General features: G+C 68.8%; 21 protein-coding genes and 1 pseudogene. 15 read left to right on the forward strand and 7 right to left on the reverse strand.

The window, feature by feature from the left end:
* From V7Z54_RS03730 to V7Z54_RS03740, 3 genes are all read right to left on the reverse strand, one after another.
* The coding region (locus tag V7Z54_RS03730; RefSeq protein WP_334134453.1) for a GGDEF domain-containing protein at positions 1–1,561 on the reverse strand (1,561 nt) is incomplete at its 3' end.
* Positions 1,562–1,662: 101 nt separating this feature from the next.
* On the reverse strand, positions 1,663–2,421 hold the full coding sequence (locus V7Z54_RS03735; protein WP_334134493.1) for a 3-hydroxyacyl-CoA dehydrogenase: 759 nt from the start codon (positions 2,419–2,421) through the stop codon (positions 1,663–1,665).
* 118 nt (positions 2,422–2,539) lie between these two features.
* A complete protein-coding gene (locus V7Z54_RS03740; protein ID WP_334134454.1) occupies positions 2,540–3,625 on the reverse strand; it encodes an extracellular solute-binding protein in 1,086 nt (361 codons plus the stop codon).
* A gap of 151 nt (positions 3,626–3,776) precedes the next feature.
* Between V7Z54_RS03740 and V7Z54_RS03745 the strand changes: the two genes are divergently transcribed.
* Entirely contained in the window at positions 3,777–4,694 is a 918-nt protein-coding gene (locus tag V7Z54_RS03745) for a patatin-like phospholipase family protein (RefSeq protein ID WP_443082422.1), read from the forward strand.
* A gap of 182 nt (positions 4,695–4,876) precedes the next feature.
* Here V7Z54_RS03745 and V7Z54_RS03750 read toward each other — a convergent pair whose 3' ends face one another.
* Complete coding sequence (locus tag V7Z54_RS03750; RefSeq protein ID WP_334134456.1) at positions 4,877–5,482, reverse strand: phasin family protein; 606 nt, start codon at positions 5,480–5,482, stop codon at positions 4,877–4,879.
* Between the two features lie 354 nt (positions 5,483–5,836).
* Between V7Z54_RS03750 and V7Z54_RS03755 the strand changes: the two genes are divergently transcribed.
* The 11 genes and pseudogenes from V7Z54_RS03755 (at position 5,837) to V7Z54_RS03805 (ending at position 16,913) form a co-directional block, all read left to right on the forward strand.
* Positions 5,837–6,823 carry a histone deacetylase family protein gene (locus V7Z54_RS03755; protein WP_334134457.1) on the forward strand — a complete coding sequence of 329 codons (987 nt, stop codon included), beginning with the start codon at positions 5,837–5,839 and terminating at the stop codon, positions 6,821–6,823.
* Positions 6,820–7,266: an acyl-CoA thioesterase gene (locus tag V7Z54_RS03760; protein ID WP_334134458.1), complete on the forward strand. Its 447-nt coding sequence runs from the start codon at positions 6,820–6,822 to the stop codon at positions 7,264–7,266. The genes V7Z54_RS03755 and V7Z54_RS03760 overlap by 4 nt, the downstream gene beginning before the upstream one ends.
* Before the next feature lie 101 nt (positions 7,267–7,367).
* Positions 7,368–8,034: pseudogene (locus tag V7Z54_RS03765) on the forward strand (nitroreductase).
* Between the two features lie 5 nt (positions 8,035–8,039).
* The gene (locus V7Z54_RS03770) at positions 8,040–9,047 is read left to right on the forward strand and encodes a 2-hydroxyacid dehydrogenase (RefSeq protein WP_334134460.1); all 1,008 of its coding nucleotides are present in this window, start codon (positions 8,040–8,042) and stop codon (positions 9,045–9,047) included.
* A 129-nt stretch (positions 9,048–9,176) separates the two neighbouring features.
* Positions 9,177–10,556 carry a DNA recombination protein RmuC gene (locus tag V7Z54_RS03775; RefSeq protein ID WP_334134462.1) on the forward strand — a complete coding sequence of 460 codons (1,380 nt, stop codon included), beginning with the start codon at positions 9,177–9,179 and terminating at the stop codon, positions 10,554–10,556.
* Between the two features lie 268 nt (positions 10,557–10,824).
* A complete protein-coding gene (locus tag V7Z54_RS03780) occupies positions 10,825–13,656 on the forward strand; it encodes a monovalent cation/H+ antiporter subunit A (protein ID WP_334134464.1) in 2,832 nt (943 codons plus the stop codon).
* Positions 13,657–13,658: 2 nt separating this feature from the next.
* Complete coding sequence (locus V7Z54_RS03785) at positions 13,659–14,027, forward strand: Na+/H+ antiporter subunit C (protein ID WP_443082423.1); 369 nt, start codon at positions 13,659–13,661, stop codon at positions 14,025–14,027.
* Positions 14,024–15,697, forward strand: a complete 1,674-nt coding sequence (locus tag V7Z54_RS03790; protein ID WP_334134466.1) for a monovalent cation/H+ antiporter subunit D — start codon at positions 14,024–14,026, stop codon at positions 15,695–15,697. Before V7Z54_RS03785 ends, V7Z54_RS03790 begins: the two co-directional genes overlap by 4 nt.
* Positions 15,694–16,275: a Na+/H+ antiporter subunit E gene (locus tag V7Z54_RS03795; RefSeq protein ID WP_334134467.1), complete on the forward strand. Its 582-nt coding sequence runs from the start codon at positions 15,694–15,696 to the stop codon at positions 16,273–16,275. The genes V7Z54_RS03790 and V7Z54_RS03795 overlap by 4 nt, the downstream gene beginning before the upstream one ends.
* On the forward strand, positions 16,272–16,556 hold the full coding sequence (locus tag V7Z54_RS03800; RefSeq protein WP_334134469.1) for a K+/H+ antiporter subunit F: 285 nt from the start codon (positions 16,272–16,274) through the stop codon (positions 16,554–16,556). The genes V7Z54_RS03795 and V7Z54_RS03800 overlap by 4 nt, the downstream gene beginning before the upstream one ends.
* A gap of 12 nt (positions 16,557–16,568) precedes the next feature.
* Positions 16,569–16,913 (forward strand): Na+/H+ antiporter subunit G, encoded by a 345-nt coding sequence (locus V7Z54_RS03805; protein ID WP_334134471.1) that lies wholly within the window; start codon positions 16,569–16,571, stop codon positions 16,911–16,913.
* Between the two features lie 129 nt (positions 16,914–17,042).
* Here V7Z54_RS03805 and V7Z54_RS03810 read toward each other — a convergent pair whose 3' ends face one another.
* From V7Z54_RS03810 to earP, 3 genes are all read right to left on the reverse strand, one after another.
* Positions 17,043–17,996: a TIGR00730 family Rossman fold protein gene (locus V7Z54_RS03810; RefSeq protein ID WP_334134473.1), complete on the reverse strand. Its 954-nt coding sequence runs from the start codon at positions 17,994–17,996 to the stop codon at positions 17,043–17,045.
* An 83-nt stretch (positions 17,997–18,079) separates the two neighbouring features.
* A complete protein-coding gene (gene efp / locus V7Z54_RS03815) occupies positions 18,080–18,634 on the reverse strand; it encodes an elongation factor P (protein WP_334134475.1) in 555 nt (184 codons plus the stop codon).
* Between the two features lie 67 nt (positions 18,635–18,701).
* A complete protein-coding gene (earP, locus tag V7Z54_RS03820; protein ID WP_334134476.1) occupies positions 18,702–19,889 on the reverse strand; it encodes an elongation factor P maturation arginine rhamnosyltransferase EarP in 1,188 nt (395 codons plus the stop codon).
* Between earP and uvrC the strand changes: the two genes are divergently transcribed.
* From uvrC to V7Z54_RS03835, 3 genes are read left to right on the forward strand one after another with little or no spacing between them, the layout of a single operon-like run.
* Positions 19,888–21,834, forward strand: a complete 1,947-nt coding sequence (gene uvrC / locus V7Z54_RS03825; RefSeq protein ID WP_334134477.1) for an excinuclease ABC subunit UvrC — start codon at positions 19,888–19,890, stop codon at positions 21,832–21,834. The genes earP and uvrC overlap by 2 nt on opposite strands.
* 10 nt (positions 21,835–21,844) lie before the next feature.
* Entirely contained in the window at positions 21,845–22,411 is a 567-nt protein-coding gene (gene pgsA / locus V7Z54_RS03830) for a CDP-diacylglycerol--glycerol-3-phosphate 3-phosphatidyltransferase (RefSeq protein WP_334134478.1), read from the forward strand.
* Positions 22,412–22,445: 34 nt separating this feature from the next.
* Positions 22,446–23,339, forward strand: a complete 894-nt coding sequence (locus V7Z54_RS03835; protein WP_334134480.1) for a DMT family transporter — start codon at positions 22,446–22,448, stop codon at positions 23,337–23,339.
* Positions 23,340–23,364 lie beyond the last annotated feature (25 nt).

A 23,364-nucleotide genomic window follows, 5' to 3' on the forward strand; every position in this document is an offset into this window, starting at 1 on the left:
CGGCGCTAAACGTGATGAGCCGCTGCTGTTCCCCGTGCAGAAACAGGTGCGCGCTGAGGTCGCGCTGCAGCCGCTGCACCACCTGTGCGGCGGTGTCGGGGTCGGTGTCCGGCAGCACGACGATGAATTCTTCGCCGCCATAGCGGCCGATGGTGTCTTGCGGCCGCAGCGAGCGCCGCGCCACCTCGGCCAGATGCTTCAGCGCTTCGTCGCCCGCCAGATGGCCCAGCGCATCGTTGAGCTGCTTGAAGTCGTCGACGTCGAGCAGCGCCAGGCAGACACGGGTGCCGGTGCGCGCGGCACGGCGCGTCTCGCGGTCGATGGCGCTTTCCAGCCCTTTGCGGTTGAGCACACCGGTGAGCAGGTCGTGCGTGACCAGCTCGGCCATCTGGTCGAGTTCGCGCTGCAGGCGCTGGACTTCGGCTTCGGCGCGCTGGGCGCGGTCGCGCAGGTGGGTCAGCTCGTCACTGACGCGCTGCGTGTCGGCCGCAAACGCGCGCGCCGTTTGGATGGCTTCTTGAACCACCGGCGCCATGTCGGCCAGGCTCTGGGCGTGCTCCAGCTTCTGGGCGCAGGCCTCGAACTTGGCGTGGTACTGGGTGGAGGCGGTGGTGGTCTCGGCCAGCCGTTCCAGGAAGGTGGCCAGCGTCTGGCGCATCAGCTCCTGCGCGCGCAGGGTCTGTTCGCGCGCCTCGGCCTGCTTGACGATGGCGTCTTTGAGCCGTCCTTTGAGATCCTCCAGCCGCCGCTGCGACAGCGGCGGCTGAGCGGCCTGCACCAGCGCCTGCATCTGCTGGCGCAGCCACGGGTTGTCTGGGCTGATGGCGTCGATGTGCTCGAACACCTGGCGCAGCAGCGCCAGCAGTTCGGATCGCACCCCCGCGGCCTCCTCGGCGGCAAACGACAGCCGATACGCAAAATCCTTGAACATGCGCCGCAGCGTCGGCACATGCCATTCGGGGGCGGGCAGGCGCAGATGGGCGATCAGGTCCTGGCCCAATTCCTGCAGGCGCGGGTCATCGGCCGCCAGCACCGGCAGCGCAAACTCCACGATCAGCGCGATCTGCGTGGCGCTGTCCGCAGGCAGCGCGGGCTCGGTGTCGGCGGGCGACACCGACGTGGACGCCGCCGACGCCTCGCCGCTGGAGAGGGCAGCGGGTTCACCGGTGGCGGCAGCCCCAGCGGTCGGAGCCAACCGCAGGTCGCTGGCAGAATCATCGCTGGCTGGGCCAGCGGCGGCTGCTACGGGTGACGCCGCGGCTGCCGCAGAGCCTGCGGCAGCCCCCAGGTGCTGGATCAGCACCTTCTCCAGATCGTCCCAGCTGTGACGGGCGACGGCTTTCTGGAACAGCGCCTTCAAGCGCACCTGGGCCGGGGTGTGTTCGGGCAGGGCCTGGGCAATTTGGCGCAGCGGCTGCAGCGGAAACGGCTGCAATGGTCGGGTGCCCGCCACCTCGTGGTAGATCGACTGGTAGTTGTCCGGCGTGGGGGGCAGGCGGCGTGCCGCGAGGCGCTTGACGGTCTCGCGCGCGATCTCCTGGGGGGTGAGGGGGACGGACATGGCCGGGATGGAGGCTGACGAAGCGCGTCAGCCGCTAGTGTAGCGGCACGGCCACCGGGCGGAGCGGCCGTGCCCGGCAGCTTTGCAGACCTTGCGTGTACTCAGCGCGGCTGCATGCGGATGGCGCCATCCAGGCGGATCACCTCACCGTTGAGCATGTCATTTTCGATGATGTGCCGCACCAGCTTGGCGTAATCCTCGGGCCGGCCCAAGCGGGACGGAAACGGCACCATCGCCGCCAGCGCGTCCTGTACGGCTTGTGGCATGCCGAACAGCATCGGCGTGCCGAAGATGCCAGGGGCGATCGTCATGTTGCGGATACCCAGCTTGGCCAGGTCGCGCGCGATGGGCAGTGTCATGCCGACCACACCGCCCTTGGATGCCGCGTAGGCGGCCTGACCGATCTGCCCCTCGAATGCCGCCACCGACGCGGTGGAGACGATGACCCCGCGCTCGCCCGTGGGCTCGGGTTCGTTGGTGCTCATGGCCTGCGCCGCCAGACGAATCATGTTGAACGTGCCCACCAGGTTGACCTGGATGACCCGATTGAACAGGGCCAGGCTGTGCGGGCCATCTTTGCCCACGGTGCGCTCGGCCGGCGCGATGCCGGCGCAGTTGATGAGGCCGCACAGCTTGCCGAGCGCGGTGGCCCGGTCGATGGCGGCCTGGGCATCGGCTTCCTGGCTGACGTCGCAGCGCACAAAGACGCCGCCGATGTCGCGCGCCAGCGCTTTGCCACGCTCCAGCTGCAAGTCGGCGATGACGACCCGGCCGCCGTGGGCAGCCAACATCCGGGCCGTTCCCTCACCCAGGCCCGAGGCCCCGCCCGTGACCACGAACACCTTGCCGGTGATCTCCATCGCCTTAACTCCTGTGGTTTGATTGACGTTGACGTAAACGTCAATCATAGGACAAAAAAGACCCGCGCTCACGGGCGCGGGCCGCAAGCCCCAGGGGGGCACACCAGGAGAAGACCGTTTAACGGAAGCCAGCGCGATCCAGCATCTGCTGCACTTTGGTGAGGTTTTTCGCCACCGTGGACAGCGGAATGGTTTCGGCCTTGAAGTCGGTGCCGCCCATACTGCGCAGAGCGGGGTTGTCCAGCTTCACACCCGGCACGGCCGGATATTCGTTGTTGCTGTTGGCAAAGTACTGCTGCGCTTCAGGAGTGGCCAAAAACTCCAGAAAGCGCACGGCGGCATCCACATTCTTGCTGTGTCGCGCCACCGCCGCGCCGGCAATATTGACGTGCGTGCCAGTGCTGGCCTGGTTGGGGAACATCACGCGCACCCGCTCGACGACACGACGGTCTTCGGGCTTGTCGGAGTTGATCAGACGCGCCAGGTAGTAGCTGTTGGTGAGGGCCACACCGCATTCGCCACTGGCCACCGCGCGGATTTGGTCGGTGTCGCCACCTTGCGGCGGGCGCGCCATGTTGGCCACCAACCCGTTGAGCCAGGCTTGTCCTTTTTCGTCGCCCAGGCGCTCGATGACGGTGGCAAACAGCGACAGGTTGTACGGGTGCGAGCCGCTGCGCGTGCACAGCAGCCCTTTCAGTTTGGGATGGGACAGCTGTTCGTAGGTGGCCACGTCTTCGGCCTTGACGCGCAGGGGGTCATAAACGATGACGCGTGCGCGTGTGGAAAATCCGAACCACGTAGTGCCCTGGGGGGTAGCGGCGGCGCGCAGGTGCGCGGGGACTGCGGCCTCGAGCTTGGCCGAGCGAATGGGCAAAAACAGGCCCTGGGCGTCGGCAGCGGCCATGCGCGCGGCGTCGACCAGCAGCACCACATCGGCCGGGGAGGCGGCGCCTTCGGCACGCAGCCGCGCAACGATGCCCGCGTCGTCGCTGTCCACACGGCGAATGGTGATACCAGTGGCACGCGTAAATGCGTCGTATAAGGCTTCGTCGCCGGGGTAGTGGCGTGCCGAGTACAGGTTCAGTGTCTGATTTTGCGCAGCCGCGGGTGCGGCCACCCAGGGACTGGTCAGGCACAGCGCGAGCAGTGTGCGGTTGAGTGCGCGACGGACGGGGGATGTCGGACGGGGGGAACGGTTGTGCATGATCGATATCCTGGATGCAGCGACAATGAAGGGGCGAGCGGTGCAGGAGCGCCGTGCTCGCGACTTGATAATACCATAAACAAGAATGATTTGTATTGGCAAAAATGGGCCAGGGGGCGGTAAGGCGTCACCATGGTCGCGGCGGCGCTGGATGGGTATGACGCTGGGCGCTGTGGGGGCAGGGCTGCTGGCGGGTTGCGCTACGGGCCCCGAGCCATCCACACCGGTGGAGCCAGCAGTGCCACCCGTGCCGGCACCGCTGCGTCCACCGCGGGTGGGGCTGGCGCTGGGTGGTGGCGCGGCGCGCGGCTTTGCCCATGTCGGGGTGATCCAGGTGCTGGAGCGCGAGGGCGTGCAGCCGGACCTGGTGGTCGGCACCTCGGCCGGCAGTTTGGTGGCGGCGCTGTATGCGGCCGGGCTGCCGGGTACGGAGCTGGAGCGCTTAGCGCTGGAGATGGAGGAGGCGATGATCGCCGACTGGACCGTGCCGTGGGTCAACCGTGGCCTGTTGCGCGGCGAGGCCCTGGCGCGCTATGTGAACCGGCAGGTGCAGGGTCGTCTGATCGAGGACATGCGGCTGCCACTGGGCATCGTCGCCACCGATCTGGCCAGCGGGCAGGCGGTGTTGTTCCGGCGCGGCGACACCGGAGCAGCGGTGCGTGCCTCCAGCGCGGTGCCGGGGGTATTTACGCCGGTGACGGTGGGCGGACGCACGTATGTGGACGGCGGGCTGGTGGCGCCGGTGCCGGTGGAGCAAGCGCGCGAGATGGGGGCGGAGCTGGTGATTGCCGTGGATATTTCCAGTCCGGCGCTGCCCCTGGCGCAGACCGATCCGGTGCGCGTGCTGCTGCAGACCTTCACGATCATGGGGCAGTCCATCAACCGGCATGTGCTGGCGCGTGCCGACGTGGTGGTGCGCCCGGCGCTGGACGGGGTTGGCAGCGCGGATTTTGCGGCGCGCCAGCGCAGCATTGCCGCCGGTCGCGCGGCCATGCAGGCGGCGTTGCCGCGCCTGCGCGAGAAGTGGGTGGCGCTGCGGCGCCCTGTGGCCGCTGCGCAACGGGGGTGAGATAGGGCCAGCCGGGCTGCTGCTGCGCGGGGCGGCAGGGGGCGCCACGCGGGGGAAGACAACGGCGCCGACAATTCGGTGGTCGGGCAGAGGCGAAAAAAAGCCCCGCCGTGTGGCGGGGCTGAAGGGTCCCTGAGTGTGACGTCGAAGAGACCCGAGGAGACAACTCGGTACGGTGCCGCTTAGCCGTTGCTGGGGCTGCGCCGCGTGCGGCTGCCGGTGCCGCTGGCCGTTGCGGCGGTGGTGCCGGCCGCCGTGGCGGCGGCCTGCTGCCACTGCTGGGCTTGTTGCGTCAGTGTTTGGATATTCGATTGCGCCAGTTCGCCGGCTTGCTGCATGGCCTTCTGCACCGTCTCCATGGCGACGGCGGCCGCTTGCACAGCGTTGCGCATGGCTTCGACCGCGGCCTCGGTCCCGGCGGGAGCGTTGCGCGCCACATTCTCCACCACCGTCTCGACTTTGTGCTGGGTGTCGGCCAGTTTATTCTGTGCGGCCTGGGCGAAAGCGGTGCCGGTGCTGGCGGCGATGTCGTACAGCTGGCGGCTGTAGGCCAGCGCCTTCTCGGCCAGCGGTTGCAGCAGGGCCGCTTGGCGCTGCAGCAGCTCCTGCGCATCCTTGGCCGAGAGCAGGGCGTCGGTTTCGCTGGCGGCGTCGCGCAGGGCCGCGCGTGTGGCCTGCAGGTTGAGTTCGACCAGACGCTCCACCCCGTCGAGGGCCTGCCGCGTCAGGCCAAACAGCATTTCGATGTTGGCCTTCTGTGCAGCGGCCAGTTGTTCGGGGGTCAGCATGGTCGTCCTCCGCAGGGTCGTCAAACGTTGTCACCGATGTTGCGGTGCAGCATTCGTGCGGATTATAAGGCGACGCCAGAAATCTGCAAGGGTTTGTTGCGCTGCAGCATCTGATTCCGGTCAAGGATCGGCATCGCTGCGGCGGGCACGGCGCGGTGAATCGCCGCGGTCGTCGGACGTCTTGGCCTTGTCATCAGGGCTGCGGATGTGCCCCTGCGTCATGCTGTGCGCGCGGCGGGCCGCGGGCTATGAGCTGTGTCCGAATGGGCTGGCCACGGGAAGACCGGCCGAGGGCAGCGGGATGGGCGCACCCGGGACAACGCCCGCGCCGGGTCTGCGGCACACTGCTGCGCCATGCGGGTTTTCTATGCCACCCCGTTCGTGCTGACGCTGCCGCCCGGGCACCGGTTTCCGATGCGGAAATACGCGCTGCTGCGCGACGAGCTGGCGCAGGAGCCGGCTTTTCGCCTGTGCCAGGCTGAGCCGGCCAGCGATGGCGAGCTGGCGCTGGTGCACACGCCGCAGTACATTGACGCGATCACCCACGGCACGCTGGCGCCGGCACTGCAGCGCGAAATAGGCTTTCCATGGAGCCCGGCGATGGCCGAGCGCGCGCGCCGCTCGGTGGGGGCGACGGTGCAGGCGGCGCGCGCGGCGCTGTTTGACGGCGAGGGCGTGGCGGCTAATGTGGCGGGCGGCACCCACCACGCCTATGCCCACAAGGGGGGCGGCTTTTGCGTGTTCAACGACGCGGCGGTGGCCGCGCGCCTGATGCAGGCCGAGTGGGCGCGCCGCGGTGCGCGCCAGCGTGCGCAGCCGCTGCGGGTGGCGATCATCGATCTGGACGTGCATCAGGGCAATGGCACCGCCCACATCTTCCGCGACGACCCTTCGGTGTTCACGCTGTCGCTGCACGGGGCGCGCAATTTTCCGTTTCGCAAGGAGCCCAGCGACTGCGACGTGGAGCTGCCCGATGGTTGTGGCGATGCTGAGTATCTACAGGCGCTGGAGTGGGCACTGGCGGAGCTGGAACGCCGCTTCGAGCCGGGGCTGCTGATCTACCTGGCCGGCGCCGATGCGCACGAGGGGGACCGGCTGGGGCGCCTGAAGCTGAGCGACGACGGCATGGAGGCACGCGACCGGCGCGTGTTCGAGTGGGCTTGGCAGCGCCGCGTGCCGCTGGCGATGGCCATGGCCGGCGGCTACGGTCGCGACATCGCCACCACCGTGCGCGTGCAGCGCGCCACCTTTGGGGTGGCGCTACAGTACTGGCGGCGCTGGCGCGCCGGCGCGGTGGCAGAATCAATGCGCGACGACAACCCATCGGAGACCGCCCCTTGAGTGTTCCCGCCTCTGCCCGGCCCCAGCCGCTGCCGCGCGCGTACTACCGCGTCTTTCGCCCCATCTGCACGCGGTGGATGGACAATGACGTGTACGGCCACGTCAACAACGTCGTCTACTACAGCTGGTTCGATACCGCCGTCAATGCTTACCTGATCGAGCACGGTGCGCTCGACATCCATGCCGGTGCCGTCATCGGTCTGGTGGTGCAAACCCAGTGCCACTACTTCGCGCCGCTGGCCTTTCCGCAGGCGGTGGAGGCGGGCCTGCGCGTGGCGCACATCGGGCGCTCGAGCGTGCGCTATGAGGTCGGTATCTTTGCCGCTGGCGCCGACCAGTGCGCGGCGTGCGGCCATTTCGTGCATGTGTATGTCGAACGCGACCAGCGCCGCCCGGTGGCCGCGCTGCCCGCTGCCCTGCAACGCGTTCTGGAGACCCTGTGATGACTGCCCGCGACCCTGTGCCCCTGCCCGCCGTCCCGCTACCCACGCCGCTGCAGGCGGCGGCGCTGGCGCCGGGTCCTGCGGCGGTGCAGGCCGCCATCATGAGCCGCCGCTCGGTGCGCGCCTTGTTGCGCGACCGTCCGGTGCCGCGGCCGCTCATCGAGCGGCTAACGCAGCTGGCCGCGTGCGCCGTCCGGCACCAACACCCAGCCGTGGAAGGTGTACGTGCTGCAGGGCGCGGCACGCGATGCGCTAGTGGAGAAGGTGTGCGCGGTGCACGATGCCCTGCGCGCCAACCCCGCGCTGGCGGCCGAGTACCAGGAAGCCTACGACTACTACCCGCGCGAATGGGTGAGCCCCTACATCGACCGCCGTCGCGAAAACGGCTGGGGCCTATACGGACTGTTGGGTATCGGCAAGGGTGACAAGGACCGAATGCACGCCCAGCACCAGCGCAACTTCCGCTTCTTCGACGCGCCGGTGGGCCTGATGGTGACGATCGAGCGCGTGATGGGGCGCGGTTCGCTGGTGGACACCGGCATGTTCCTGCAAAACCTGATGATCGCGGCACGCGCCCACGGGCTGGACACCTGTGCACAGGCGGCGTGGAACCCCTATGCGCGCATCATCCTGCCCCATATCGGCGCCGGCGAGCACGAAATGCTGGTATGCGGCATGGCGCTGGGCTATGCCGACCCCGACGCGGTGGTCAACCGTTTTGTGACCCCGCGCGAGCCGCTGGAGCACTTCGTCACCTGGCTGGAGTGAACGCCATGGCTGCTGCTTCCCCTGTCCGTCCCGCCGTGCTGGTGGCGCGTGCCATCTTCCCCGAGACCGTGCAGCGGCTGCGCGCCCATTTCGCCGTCGAGGACAACCCCGACGACGCCGAGTGGAGCCGCGCGGAGCTGATCCGTCGCCTGCAGGGCAAGGCCGGCGCGCTGCTGACCGGCACCCAGCGCATCGATGACGCGCTGCTGCGGGCGTGTCCCACGCTGCGCATCGTGGCCAACATGACGGTGGGCTATAACAACTTCGACGTCGCCGCGCTGGACGCGCACGGTGTGGTGGGCACCAACACCCCCGACGTGCTGACCGAAACCACGGCCGACTTTGGCTTTGCGCTGCTGCTGGCGGCGGCGCGCCGTGTCACCGAAAGCGAACATTTCCTGCGCGCCGGGCGCTGGACGCGCTGGTCGTACGACCTGTTTGCCGGTGCCGAGGTGCACGGCACGACGTTGGGCATTCTGGGTATGGGGCGTATTGGGCAGGCGATCGCGCGCCGGGGGGCGCACGGCTTTGGCATGCGCGTGCTCTATCACAACCGCACCCGGCTGGATGCGACCATCGAGGCCGACTGCCGCGCCACCTACGTCAGCAAGGCCGAGCTGCTGCGCGAGGCCGACCACTTGGTTCTGGTGTTGCCATACACGCCGCAGAATCACCATATCATCGGGGCCACGGAGCTGGCTCAGATGAAGCCAACGGCGGTGTTGGTCAACATCGCGCGCGGCGGCATCGTGGACGATGCCGCGCTGGCCGAGGCGCTGCGTACGCGCCGCATTGCCGCGGCCGGCCTGGATGTGTTCGAAGGGGAGCCCGCGGTGCACCCGGGGCTGTTGGAGGTGCCCAACGTGGTGCTGACGCCGCACATTGCCAGTGCTACGGTGCGCACGCGGCGCGCGATGGCCGACTTGGCCGCTGACAATTTGATCGCCTTTCTGACCCAGGGGCGGGCGCTGACCCCTGTCAACGCCCCGCGCGAGTTGCGCATGGCGTCCTGACCGTGGCCGACGCGGACAGCGGGCGCGCGTCGGCCGCCGGGTTTGCCCCCATCGGACCATGCCGGTGCAACGGTGGCGTTGCGGTCGACGATGGACCGGGGCGGGACTGGCGCGCCCGATAATCCGCACATGAGCGAATCCGACACCGTGTGGCTGGTGGCGCTGGGCGGCGCCCAGCTGCTGATCCTGCTGTGGTTGGCGGTGCGGGCGTTGCGCCCGCTGCCTGCGCTGGAAACCGAAGAAGCCATCGAGGCCCGGCAGCGCCTGTGGGCCTGGCTGCAGGCCCAGGCCGACCGGCTCGACCGGCTGGAGAGCGAACTGCGCCGCGAGGTCAGCGAATCGGCGCGCGCGCAGCGACAGGAGGTGTCGCACACGCTGGCGGCTTTTCAGGAGGCGCTGCTGCGGCAGGGGGCCGAGGCGGCGCGCACCCACAACGCGCAGCTGGGGGCGCTGACCCAGCAGCTGGCGCAGCTGCGCAGCGGCGTGACGGAGGTGATGCTGCAGCAGCTACAAGGGCTGACCGAGTCCAACGCCCGCCGGCTGGCCGAGGTGCGCGCCACGCTGGAGGCACAGCTGCAGCAGCTGCAGCAAAGCAACGCCGCCAAGCTCGACGAGATGCGCGCCACGGTGGACGAAAAGCTGCATCAGACGCTGGAGGCGCGGCTGGCGCACAGTTTTGCCCAGGTGGCGCAGCGGCTAGAGCTGGTGCACCGGGGGCTGGGCGAGATGCAGACGCTGGCGGCCAGCGTCGGTGACTTGAAACACCTGCTGACCAACGTGAAGACGCGCGGCACCTTTGGCGAGGTGCAGCTAGCGGCTTTGCTGGAGCAGGTGTTGGCGCCGGAGCAGTATGTGCTGCAGCACCCCACGCGCCCAGGCAGTCGGCAGGTGGTGGACGCGGCGATTCGCCTGCCCGGCCCTGAGCGCGACGGCGCGCCGGTATGGCTGCCCATCGACGCCAAATTTCCCACCGAGGACTACGAACGCCTGCTGGATGCGCAGCAGCGCGCCGACCCGGACGGAGTAGAGCAGGCCGCGCGGGCGCTGGAAGCCCGCGTGCGCCAGCAGGCGCGCTCCATTGCCGACAAGTATCTGGAGCCGCCCCACACCACCGAATTCGCGCTGCTGTTCCTACCCAGCGAGGGGCTGTATGCCGAAGTGCTGCGCCGCCCCGGTCTGGTGGAGGCGCTGCAGCGCGAACACCGCGTGACGGTGGCCGGCCCCACGACACTGCTGGCCCTGCTCAATGCATTGCAGATGGGGTTTCGCACCCTGGCGCTGGAGCGCCGCTCGGCCGAGGTGTGGGAGGTGCTGGGCGCGGTCAAGACCGAATTTGCCAAGTTCGGCGAGGTGTTGGCCAAAGTGCGCAGCCAGACTCAGACCGTGCTCAACACGCTCGACCAGGCCGAGGTGCGCACGCGTCAGATGCAGCGCGCGCTCAAACGCGTCGAGGCCGACCACGAGGCAGGAACTGCGGCCGTGTCCTGGAGTTCTTCTAGCGACGAGTAGTGGCGCGCGCACCCGGTGGAGGGACGGGCGCTGTCATCCGACCAACCGACCGACACCAATGGCAGACGCGCACCTGCACCACCATGAAGCGCCCGCCGGCATGACCTGGGGCGAGCGCACTGCCGTTGCGGCGCCGCCGGCGGCCGCTATGGCTGAGGCGAGCCCATTGAGTTGCCTACAATCGCCGGGTTGGTTCGTCCATCGCCCCGCAGGCGATGATCGCGGGCGTGGCAGAGGAGACGCCCGCTGCTCCCCAGTGTGACCCATCGTGACGCTGCTTCTGATCGTCCTGCTGCCCCTGCTCGCGGGCACCACACTCACCGCCTGGGTCGGGCGTCGCCACCGTACCGCGGCGGCACTGGCCGCCGCCGTCGTCACCGCCGCCAGTTGGGCGCTGCTACTGGCGCAAGCCGGCACCGTCTGGGCCGGACAGGCCGTGCAGTTCAGCCTGCCCTGGGTGCCCGATATCGGCCTGACGCTGGGGTTGCGGCTCGACGGTCTGTCGCTGTTGTTTGCCGGGCTGATCACCACGATCGGCCTGCTGATCATCCTGTACGCGGCCTACTACCTGGGCCCTGAGGACTCGGCGGCCAAGTTCTACGCGGTGCTGATGCTGTTCATGGCCGCCATGCTGGGCGTGGTGCTGTCGGACAACCTGCTGCTGCTGGTGGTGTTCTGGGAGCTGACCAGCGTGTCGTCGTTCCTGCTGGTGGGCTACTGGGGACACCGGCCCGAGGCGCGCAGTGGCGCGCGGCAGGCGCTGGCCATCACCGGCGGCGGCGGGTTGGCGATGCTGGCCGGCTTCGTGCTGCTGGGCTTGATCGCTGGCACGTTCGAGATCAGCGAAATGGGTGGGCGCGCGGCCGAGATTCAGGCCGACCCGCTGTTCGTGCCGGCGCTGCTGCTCATTTTGGTGGGGGCGTTTACCAAGAGTGCCCAGGTCCCGTTTCACTTCTGGCTGCCGGATGCGATGGCGGCGCCCACTCCCGTGTCGGCCTATCTGCACTCGGCCACCATGGTCAAGGCCGGGCTGTTTGTGCTGATGCGTCTGCACCCCGTGCTGGCGGGGTCGGGCTGGTTCGAGGGGATTGTCAGCACCGTCGGCGCGGTGACGGTGCTGTTTGCCGCCTTCGTGGCCCTGTTCAAGCACGATCTGAAGGGGCTGCTGGCGTACTCCACCGTCAGCCATCTGGGGCTGGTGACGTGTCTGATCGGGCTGGCGTCGCCGCTGGCGGCGGTGGCGGCGGTATTTCATGTGCTCAATCACGCCACCTTCAAGGCCGCGCTGTTCATGGTGGCGGGCATCGTCGATCACGAGACCCACTCGCGCGATATGCGGCGGCTGGGTGGCCTGTGGGGTCTGATGCCGTGGACCGGCACGCTGGCGGTGATTGCCGGCGCTTCGATGGCGGGGGTGCCGCTGACCAACGGCTTTCTGTCCAAGGAGATGTTCTTCACCGAAGCCGTGTCTGCCATGGCGCGCGGCTGGGGCGTATGGCTGCCGGTGGTGGTGACGCTGGCCGGGCTGTTCAGCGTGGCCTACTCGCTGCGTCTGGTGCACGACACCTTTTTCAACGGGCCGCTGGGCGAGGTGCCCAACCGCCGCCCGCACGACCCACCGGCGGGTATGCGCGCGCCGGTGGTGCTGCTGGTGGCGGCTGCGGTGGCGATTGCGCTGGCGCCGGCTGCGGTGGCGCAGCCGTTGGTCGAGGTGGCGGCTGCGGCCATGCTGGGCGCGCCCCTGCCGGCGTTTCACCTGGCGCACTGGCACGGTGTCAACCTGCCGCTGGCCATGAGCGTGGTGGCGCTGGGGGCGGGCGTGGGCCTGTACGCGGTGCTGATGCGCGGTCGGCGGCTGCACAGGATGGTCTCGGAGGACTGGTTCGGACGCTGGATGGGCCGCCATATGTTCGACGCCAGCGTCGATGCGCTGTTCGGGGCGGCAGGGCGCCTGACGGCGGCGCTGGAAAACGGTTCGCTGCAGCGCTATCTGGCGTGGGTGATCGGCGCGGCCATCGTCGTGGGTGCGGCGCCGCTGGTGGGCGAAGGGTTGGGGGCCGGCTCGCGCGCCCTATTGCCGGCCAACCCGCTGGCGCTGGTGGTGTGGTTGGTGCTGGCGGCCACCTGCGCGGTGCTGGTAGCCGCGCACCACTGGCGCTTGCAGGCCGTGGTGCTGGTGGGCGTGGTGGGGCTGGTCACGTCGCTGACCTTCGTCAGCCTCTCGGCGCCCGATCTGGCGCTGACGCAGCTGTCGGTGGAGCTGGTCTCGACCGTGCTGCTGCTGATGGGGCTGGCGCTGTTGCCGCAGCGCACGCCGCGCGAGTCTTCTGCCGACCGCAAGCTGCGCGACGCGGTGCTGGCGCTGGCGGGCGGCGCCGGGGTGGCCTGGATTGCGTGGCTGATGCTGACGCGCGATCACGCCTCGATCAGCTGGTACTTTCTGGAGCAGTCGCTGCCCGCGGGCGGCGGCTCCAACGTCGTCAACGTGATTCTGGTGGACTTTCGCGGCTACGACACGTTTGGCGAGATTACGGTGCTGGGCATCGCCGCGATTGGCGTGCTGGCGCTGATGGAGGGCATGCGCGTGCGCCGCGCGCCAGTGGACGAGGCGGGGCGCCGCTGGACCTTCGCCCACCACCCGCTGCTGCTGCGGGTGGCGGCCAATGTCGTGCTGCCGATGGCGCTGGTGGTGTCGGTGTACATCTTCATGCGCGGGCACAACATGCCGGGCGGGGGCTTTATTGCCGGGCTGGTGACGGCGGTGGCGCTGGTTCTGCAGACCATGGCGCTGGGCCTGTCGTCGTCCGAGTCGCTGCTGCGCTCGCGCGGCGGGGCGCGCTACGTGCGCTGGATCGGCGCCGGGCTGGCCATCGCCGGCCTGACCGGGGCTGGCGCCTTCGTGTTGGGGCGGCCGTTCCTGACCAGTGCGCATGGGCATCCGCATGTGCCCCTGCTGGGCGAGCTGCCGCTGGCGTCGGCGGCGCTGTTCGATCTGGGAGTGTACGCCACCGTGGTGGGGGCGACGCTGCTGACGCTGTCGGTGCTGGGCAACGCCAGCCAGCGCGGCACCCCGGCGTCACAGGAGGGCAAGGGATGTTGAGCATGGAGTGGCTGGTGGCCACGGGCATCGGCCTGGTGACCGCCACCGGTATTTACTTATTGCTGCGTGGCCGTACCTTCCCCGTGGTGCTGGGCCTGTCGCTGCTGGGCTACGCCGTCAATGTGTTCATCTTCGTGATGGGGCGACTGTGGACGGATGCGCCCCCCATTTTGGTCGGCGCCGAGCCGGTGGCCGATCCACTGCCGCAGGCGCTGGTGCTGACGGCGATCGTCATCGGCTTTGCCACCACGGGCTTCGTCGTGGAACTGGCGCTGCGCAGTGCACACGAGTCGGGCAGTGACCACGTGGACGGGCACGAACCGGGGGTGCGCTTGGGCGCTGACCAGCGCGGTGACGGAGGCAGCGCATGAGTGGCGCCGTACTTGCGTTCTGGGGCCAGCACGCGCCGGTGCTGTCGGTGCTGCTGCCATCCTTTACTGCAGTGGCGTTGCTGCTGTTGGGGGACCAGGGTGGGTTGTCGCCGCAGGGCGGCGGTCACGAGGGGCAGCGGCTGGCGTGGCGGCGGCGCCTGAGTTTCGCTTCGGCACTGCTGGGGCTGGTGATGGCCGCGGCTCTGGTGGCGCGCGCCAGCAGTGGTGAGCTGCAGGTGTACGAGCTGGGCGAGTGGCCGGCGCCGTTTGGCATCGTGCTGGTGCTGGATCGGCTGTCGGCGCTGATGGTGCTGCTGACCTACGCGGTGGCGGTGCCGGTACTGGCGTATGCCTGCGGCGGCTGGGATACCCATGGCCGACATTTCCACACCATTTTCCACTTCCAGCTGATGGGGCTCAGCGGCGCCTTCCTGACCGGCGACCTATTCAACCTGTTCGTGTTCTTCGAGGTGCTGCTGATTGCCTCGTACGTGCTGTTGCTGCACGGGCGCGGCGGCGCGCGGCTGCGCATGGGAGTGCACTACGTGGTGCTCAACCTGACCGCCTCGTCGCTGTTTCTGATCGGCCTGGCGATGTTGTATGCCGTCACCGGCACGCTCAACATGGCCGATGCCGCGCTGAAGGTGGCTGCACTGCAGGGACAGGAGCTGCGGCTGGCGCAGTCCGCCGCACTGGTGTTGCTGGTGGTGTTTGGGCTGAAGGCGGCGCTGGTGCCGCTGTATTTCTGGCTGCCGGGGACCTATGCGGCGGCCAGCGCCCCGGTGGCGGCGCTGTTTGCCATCATGACCAAGGTGGGTGTATATGCCATCGTGCGTGTGCACTGGGTCATCTTTGGCATCGACGCCGGCCAGGCCAGCCTGACGGTGCAGCCGTGGCTGCTGCCTGCAGCGCTGCTGACCAGTGTGCTGGGGGTGTTGGGAGCGCTGGCGGCGCACACGCTGTCGCGTCTGGTGGCCTACCTGACCGTATCCTCGGTGGGCACCATCGTGGCCGGTGTGGCGTTGTTTACACCGCAGGCACTGTCGGCGGCGCTGTACTACACGCTGCACAGCACCGTCGTGATGGCCGGGCTGTTCCTGTTCGTCGAATTGGCCGCGGCGCAGCGTGGCGTCACGGGCGACCGTCTGCAACCGGCTCCCCAGGTGCACGAGCCGGTGCTGCTGGGGGTGATGATGCTGTTTGGCGCCGCATCGGCGGCAGGCTTGCCCCCGCTGCCAGGCTTTTTGGGCAAGGTGATGCTGCTGCAGAGTGCTGCCGACCTGGTCGCGCGTGTGTGGGTGTGGACGGTGGTGCTGGGAGTGGGCTTTTTGACGCTACTCGGGCTGGCGCGCGCGGGGATCATTCTGTTTTGGCACGTGCAGCCGGCCGACGGGGCCAATCCCGCAGGCCGCAGCGCGCGGCTGCTGGCAGCGCCGTGGCTGTTCATGGGCATGACGGTGGCGCTGGCGGCGGCGGCCGGCCCCGTCAAGGCCTACACCGATGCGCTGGCGCAGCAAATCACCGACAAGCGGGGATACGCGGGGGTGGTGCTGGCGCGCCAGGGTGGCCCGGACCAGCCGACCACCCGACCCTATGACGGCCGACGTGCGCCGACCGCCCCCGCCGCGGCGCCGTCCGCGCCGGATACCCGACAGGAGCATCGGCCATGACGTCTTCATCTCCAACCTCCGCGCCGCACGCCACCGCCGCGCCTGCCCGCGGCTGGCGGGCGTGGTTTCCCCATCCGGTGCTGTCGCTGCTGCTCGGCCTGACGTGGCTGCTGCTAGCGCACAGCCTGGCGCTCGTGCACTGGCTGTCGGCACTGCTGCTGGCTTGGGCGATCCCGCGGCTGCTGGCGCCGTTTCTGGGGCAAGCCAGCCGGGTGCATTGGCCGTCCGCGCTGCGTCTGATGCTGGTCGTGCTGTGGGACATCGTGGTGGCCAATGTCACCGTGGCGCGGTTGACGCTGGGGTCGATGCAGCGCCCGCGCCCAGCCTGGCTGCGGGTGCCGCTGGCCAGCACCCACCCGCGGGTCAACGCGCTGTTGGCCAGCATCATCACCATGACGCCGGGCACGGTGTCTGCCGTCATCGACGAGGAGCGCGGGCAGATCCTGGTGCATGCGCTCAACTGTGACGATGCTCAGGCCATGGTGCAGGATATGAAGATACGCTACGAGGCACCGCTGTGCCGCATCTTCGGCGTCGATGCCAGCGGCGCGCGCAGCGTCCGGGGGGAGACCGCATGATCAGCCCGTTTCTGTCCTGGGCGCTCGACGTGGCCACCGTCGTCGTGGCGCTGACGGTGCTGCTGTGCAGCTGGCGCCTGTTGCGGGGGCCGGAGCTGCCCGACCGCATCCTGGCGCTCGACACCCTGTACGTGGGGTTGGTGGCGTTGATTATCCTGCTCGACATTCGTTTCGACTCCAAGCTGCTGTTTGAGGCGGCACTGATCGTGGCGATGTTGGGCTTTGTGTCGACGGTGGCGCTGGCGCGCTACGTCACGCGCGGCGACGTGATCGAAGAGTGAGGGGCCAAGGGGATGACTGCGTTGCTCGAAAACCTCGCTGCCGTATTGATTCTGGTGTCGGCGTTCTTTCTGTTGGTGGGTGCTATCGGCCTGCTGCGCTTTCCCGACTTCTACATGCGGCTGCACGCGCCCACCAAGGCGTCGACGCTGGGGGTGGGTGGGGTTCTGATCGCGTCGATGCTGGTGACGCTGGCGCACGGACGCCCTGGGCTGGCCGAGCTGCTGATCACGCTGTTCGTGTTCGTCACCGCCCCCGTGTCGGCCAACCTGCTGGCGCAGGCGGCGCTGCATCTGCGTGTGCACAGCCGCGCCGCGGTGCCGCGCGATGCGGTGCCTGAGCGGCGCGCGGGCGATTGAGCCGCGACGGTCAGGCGCCCCCTGCTTGCCCAGCGGGTTTGCACGCTGGCCAGTCGCCGCTGCGCCCATGGCCAGCGGCGGTACGGGCTTTGGCCGGGTCGGCCGTTAGCCGGTGTGGGTAGCGCGGAATCAATCCAGAGGGCTGTCCTGCATAACTGGCCGAGTCGATGTCGGCGCGGGCGCCGGGCAGGCCTCGGGTAGGTTGTAAAACGCCCGGATACCATTCCAGGCGTCTTCCGGGGTGTCTACGTAGGTGAACAGCTCCCGGTCTTCCGGGGAGATCACGCCTTCCTCGACCATGAAGTCGAAGTCGATCAGACGCTTCCAGTAGGCGCTGCCGTACAGGAACACCGGCACCGGGCGCGACTTGCGCGTCTGCACCAGCGTCAGCACCTCGAACAACTCATCCAGCGTACCAAACCCGCCGGGGAAGGCCACCAGCGCCTTGGCACGCATCATGAAGTGCATCTTGCGCAGCGCGAAGTAATGAAATTTGAAGCGCAGCTGCGGCGGGATGTAGGGGTTGGGTTCCTGCTCGTGCGGCAGCAAAATGTTAAGACCAACGCTAGGGGCACCACAGTCGTGGGCGCCCCGGTTGGCCGCTTCCATGATACCGGGTCCGCCGCCGGTGACGATGTAGAGCTGATCCTGTACCGGGCACGACTGGCTGTAGGAGGCCACCAGTTGCGCAAAGCGCCGCGCCTCGCCGTAGAAGCGGGCATTGCGGCGCAGGGCTTCGGCGCGCCGCAGCGCCGCCGGGTCGTTGGCGTCGCGCGCGGCGCGCCACAGTGCCTCGGCTTGGGCTGGCTCGCGAAAGCGCGCGCTGCCGAACACGACGATGGTGTTGGCGATGCCGGCCTCGGCCATCCCCAGGTCGGGCTTGAGCAGCTCGAGCTGGAAGCGGATGCCGCGCGTTTCGCGCCGCAGCAAAAACTCGGGGTCGGCAAAGGCCAGCCGGTACGCGTCGGGTGCAAGGCGTGTGCCATCCTCCGACAGCAGGTGCATCTCGACAGCGGCATCGGCCAGACGCTGGACCTGCAGGTCGTGGGCCGGGTTCGGCGGGTTGATGGCAGAGGTGTTCATGGGGGTCGGGGACAGCAAAAAGGCCCCGGGCGGGGCCTGCTTAGAGGCCGGCGGGCGGCCCGGGGTTGTGCAGCCGGCGCGACTCAGACGCGCTTGCGGTATTCGCCCGTGCGGGTGTCGATTTCGATCTTGTCACCCTGCTCGACGAAAATCGGCACCTGCACCTCGAAGCCAGTGGCGATCTTGGCCGGCTTGAGCACCTTGCCCGAGGTGTCGCCCTTGACGGCCGGCTCGGTCCAGGTGATTTCGCGCACCACGGTGGTCGGCAGTTCGATCGAGATCGCCTTGCCCTCGTAGAACACCACCTCGGCGGCCATGCCGTCTTCCAGGTAGTTCAGGGCGTCGCCCATGTTCTCGGCTTCAACCTCGTACTGGTTGTACTCGGCGTCCATCCACACGTACATCGGATCGGCGAAGTACGAGTAGGTGCACTCCTTCTTGTCGAGGATGATGTTGTCGATCTTGTCGTCGGCCTTGAAGACGACTTCGGTGGCGCTGTTGTTGAGTAGCGCCTTGAGTTTCATGCGCACGGTGGCTGCGCCGCGGCCACCACGCTGGTATTCGGTCTTGAGGACGATCATGGGATCCTTGCCGTGCATGATGACGTTGCCGGCGCGGATTTCTTGAGCGAGCTTCATCGGTAGGGGCCTCGTGTGGAAGTCGGGTATCGACGGTGCCGAAGGGAAGTCTGATAAACCCGCTATTCTAACCCGCCTCGCGCTTGGCTTGCACGAAGGCGAGCAGTCGGTGTAGCAGGTCGTCCTGCGTCAGCAGGCGCTGGCGTGCCGCAGCGGCAGCTTCGGCCCAGGCGGCCAGGTCGCCGCTTCCAAGCGCCGGTGCCGTTGAGCCCGGCACTCCGTTCCAGGCCCGAAACCAGGCCTGCCAGTGCGCCGGGGCATCCAGCCAGTGCAGGAACGCTTCCAGCTTGGCGTGATGCGCGTCGTCGTCTTGGGGATACAGTTGCCACAGAAACGGGCGGCCGGCCCACAGGGCGCGCACCAAGGAGTCCTCACCGCGCACCAGGTTGAGGTCGCAGGCCCACAAGCGTTCGTCAAACGCCGCCTGCGGCACCGTGGGCAGCACGCGCTGCCGTGCCTGAGCCGGCAGCGGCGGGGCGCTGCGGGCCCAGGCGCTGGCGCTGCGGCCCTCAGCCACCAGCCACAGCGCATGGGCTAGCGCCGGCTGCTCCACCAGCGTGGGCAGGGCCGGCGGTTCGTAGCAAAACAGGCTCACCCAGGGGCCGGCGTGATCACCGTGCGCCGCGCGCCACGCCGCAGCGTGGAACGCCTGCTGCCGGGCCAGCAGATCGGGTTCGCGCAGCAGGCCGCCGGTGTCGGGCGTGAATCCGGGGAAGAAAAACCATTTGGTGCGACCTCGCAGCGGCCCGTGCAGCACCGGCGAGGGCAGGCCGTGGCTGCGCGCCACCCACGGCTCGGCGCTCAGGTACTCCAGATTCAGCCAGACGCTGGGCGCCCCGTCGCGCCCACGGGCTGGCAGCAGTGCCGCCACCCAGGCGGGTGGCACGTCGCAGCCGAACGCCTCGATCAGGACGTCGCCCGGTGGCACGGGCGGCGGCAGCGCGTGCGGCAGCGTGCGCGGCCACTCATGCACCTCGATGGCGTCATCCCCCGCCGGCGGCGGCGCGGGGGCGATGACTGCCAGCGGCGCCGGGTCGTCGATCCACAGCCGCACGCGCTGCCCAGCGCAGGCCAGCTGCCGGCACAGACGCCAGCAAACCCCGGCATCGCCCCAGTTGTCGATGACGTGACAGAACACGTCCCACGTCAGCGCCGGCGCGGGAGGGGGCGTGGCGGGAGCGGCGGACAACGCGCTACAGTGCACACTGGTGGGCAAGCTGCCGATGGCAGCGACCAGAGTCGGATTATCGGACATGTCAGCGGATCATTCGGAAGAGCTGTTGCGGGAGGTGGCGGCCCTACCGTCGCTGCCCGGCGTATATCGCTTTTACGACCAGGACGGTGCACTGCTGTATGTGGGCAAAGCGCGCGACCTCAGGCGCCGCGTCAGCAGCTATTTCCAGCGCGCCCACGACGGCACGCGCATCGGCCACATGGTGTCGCGCATCGCGCGACTGCAGACCACCGTGGTGCGCTCCGAGGCCGAGGCGCTGCTGCTGGAAAACAATCTGATCAAGACCCAGCAGCCGCGCTACAACATTCTGTTTCGCGACGACAAGAGCTACCCGTATCTGCGCATCAGCGCCAGCACGTGGACGGCGGGCCACACGGTCGATGCCGCCTGCCCCGATCCGGGCCATTTCCCGCGCGTATCGTACTACCGCGGGCCGGTGGATCGGCGCCACCAGTACTTTGGGCCGTACCCGAATGCCTGGGCGGTAAAAGACACCATCGAGCTGCTGCAGCGGGTATTTCGGCTGCGCACCTGTGAAGACACGGTGTTTGCACACCGCACCCGGCCCTGCCTGCTGTACCAGATCCGCCGCTGCAGCGGGCCGTGCGTGGGCCACATCGCGGCGGCCGATTACGCCGCCGACGTGCGTGCCGCCAGCGCCTTTCTGAGCGGCGCCAGTGACGCGGTGCTGTCCGAACTGCAGGCGCGCATGCAGACCTATGCGCAGCAGCTGGCGTTCGAGCAGGCGGCGCAGGTGCGCGACCAGATCGGCGCGCTGTCGCGCGTGCTGCAGCAGCAGGCCATGGAAAGCCGTGACGACCAGGACGTGGACATCATTGCCGTGCGCGTGCAGGGCGGCCGGGCCTGTGTAAACCTGGCCATGGTGCGCGGCGGACGCCACCTGGGCGACCGCCCGTTCTTCCCCGCCCACGTGGAAGACGGTGCCGCGCTGGCCGAGGTGGACACGCCGACGCGTGACCCCGGGCAGCACGTGCTGGAAGCGTTCCTGACGCAGCATTACACGCAGACTCCGCCACCGCCGCTGCTGGTGCTGGGCGCGCCGGTGGACGAGGGGCTGCTGGCGGCGCTGGCCGAGCAGAGCGGTGTGCGGGTGCGGGCGGTGTTTCATCCGCGCGAACAGCGTGCCGCGTGGCTGGAGATGGCGCAGCGCAACGCCGAGTTGCAGCTGGCGCGTCTGCTGGCCGAAGAGGGGTCGCAGCAGGCGCGCACGCGCGCGCTGGCGCAGGCGCTGGGGTTGCCTGCCGACAGTCCCGAGGCGCTAGCGGCGCTGCGCATCGAGTGCTTTGACGTGTCCCACACCGCAGGCGAGGCCACCATGGCCTCGTGCGTGGTGTACGAAGGGCATCAGCTGCAGCCCGCGCAGTACCGGCGCTACGCGGTGCTGGACGTCACGCCGGGGGACGACTATGCCGCCATGCGCCAGGTGCTGCAGCGGCACTACGGTCGGCTGGCCGACGCCCTGCGCGCCGGGGGCGACGTGCGGCTGCCCGACGTGGTGCTGATCGACGGCGGTGTCGGGCAGGTCAACGCGGCGCGCGCCGTGTTCGATGAGCTGGGGCTGGACGTGGGCCGTCTGGTGGGCGTGGAGAAGGGCGAGGGGCGCAGGGTGGGACTGGAGGAGCTGGTGTTTGCCGACGGGCGTCCGAAGCTGACGCTGGCGGCGGACTCGGCGGCGCTGCTGCTGGTGGCGCAGATCCGCGACGAGGCCCACCGCTTCGCCATTACGGGCATGCGGGCGCGGCGCGCCAAGGCGCGCACTGGGGGCAGCCGGCTGGAGGACATCCCTGGCGTGGGGCCGAAGCGGCGTGCGCGACTGCTGGCGCGTTTTGGCGGCCTGCGTGGCGTGGCGGCCGCCAGTGTCGATGATCTGGCGCGTGTGGAAGGCATCTCGCGCGCCTTGGCCGAGACCATCTATGCCGCGCTGCACGGCGGCGGCAACGCATAATGCGCGCACCATGTTTTTTAATCTGCCGACGCTGCTGACCTGGGCGCGCATCGCCGCCATTCCGTTGCTGGTGGCGGTGTTTTACTGGTCCGCTGTGCCCATGCCGCTGCGCAATGCGCTGGCCACGGGGCTGTTCATCGTCTTTGCGCTGACCGACTGGGCCGATGGGTATCTGGCGCGGCGGCTCAACCAGACTTCGGCGTTTGGTGCGTTTCTGGACCCGGTGGCCGACAAATTTTTGGTCTGCGCCAGCGTGCTGGTGCTGGTGCATCTGGGGCGGGCCGATGTCTTCGTTGCCCTCATCATCATCGGGCGTGAAATCGCCATCTCGGCGCTGCGCGAGTGGATGGCCACCATCGGCGCGGTGCGCAGTGTGGCGGTGCACATGGTGGGCAAGGTCAAGACCGCCACCCAGATGGTGGCCATCCCGCTGCTGCTCTACGATGGGGTGGTGCTGGGTGTGGATACGCGCTGGTGGGGAACCGTGCTGATCTGGGTGGCGGCGGTGTTGACCGTGTGGTCGATGGGGTACTACCTCAACAAGGCCATTCCCGAAATCCGCGCCCGCGCACGCTGATGCGCCACGCGGCCGCTGCCGCACGCCGCTTGCCATGACCGACGCCACCAACTCGCCCTGGATCCGCGCCATGCCGGCGATCTTCGTGCTGATCTGGAGTACGGGGTTTATCGTGGCGCGCTACGGTATGCCCCATGCGCCGCCGATGACCTTTCTGGCCTGGCGCTACGCGCTGTCCATCGTCTGCTTCGGGGTGTGGATTGCGCTGGCGCGCGTGGCGTGGCCACGCGGGCTGGCACAATGGGGGCACCTCGCAGCGTCGGGCGTTCTGATGCATGCCGGCTACCTGGGCGGGGTGTGGGCGGCGGTCAAGGCCAGCATGGGGGCGGGGCTGTCGGCGCTCATCGTCGGCCTGCAGCCGGTGCTGACGGCGGTGTGGCTGTCCGGCACCGGCGGGCAGGTTACGGCGCGGCAGTGGCTGGGGCTGGCGCTGGGCTTTGCCGGGCTGGTGCTGGTGGTCTGGCACAAGTTCGGCGCAGGGGGGGCGGGCGATACCGCCACGCCACTGAATCTGGCGTTCGCGGTGGGGGCGCTGCTGTCGATTACCGCCGGCACGCTGTATCAAAAGCGGTTTTTACTGCCGTGCGATGTGCGCACCGCCAACACCGTGCAGCTGGGCGCGGCGCTGCTGGTAACGCTGCCGCTGGCCGCGCTGGAGAGCGAGCCGATGCGCTGGAACGCCGAATCGGCCGGGGCGATGGCGTGGTCGGTGCTGGGTCTGACGCTGGGCGGCAGCTCGTTGCTATACCTGCTCATTCAGCGCGGTGCAGCGGCGTCGGTGTCGAGCCTGATGTACCTGGTGCCGCCGTGCACCGCCGCCATCGCTGGGGTGCTGTTTGGCGAGCCGATCACCGCCGCCACGGTGGCCGGCACCGTCCTCACGGCAGCCGGTGTGGCCATCGTCGTGCGTGCCGCTCGGGCGCGCTAGCGTCCCGAAACTGGAGAGCTGTCCC

The organism is Tepidimonas sp. (assembly GCF_036824975.1).
Taxonomy (GTDB): Bacteria; Pseudomonadota; Gammaproteobacteria; order Burkholderiales; family Burkholderiaceae_C; genus Tepidimonas.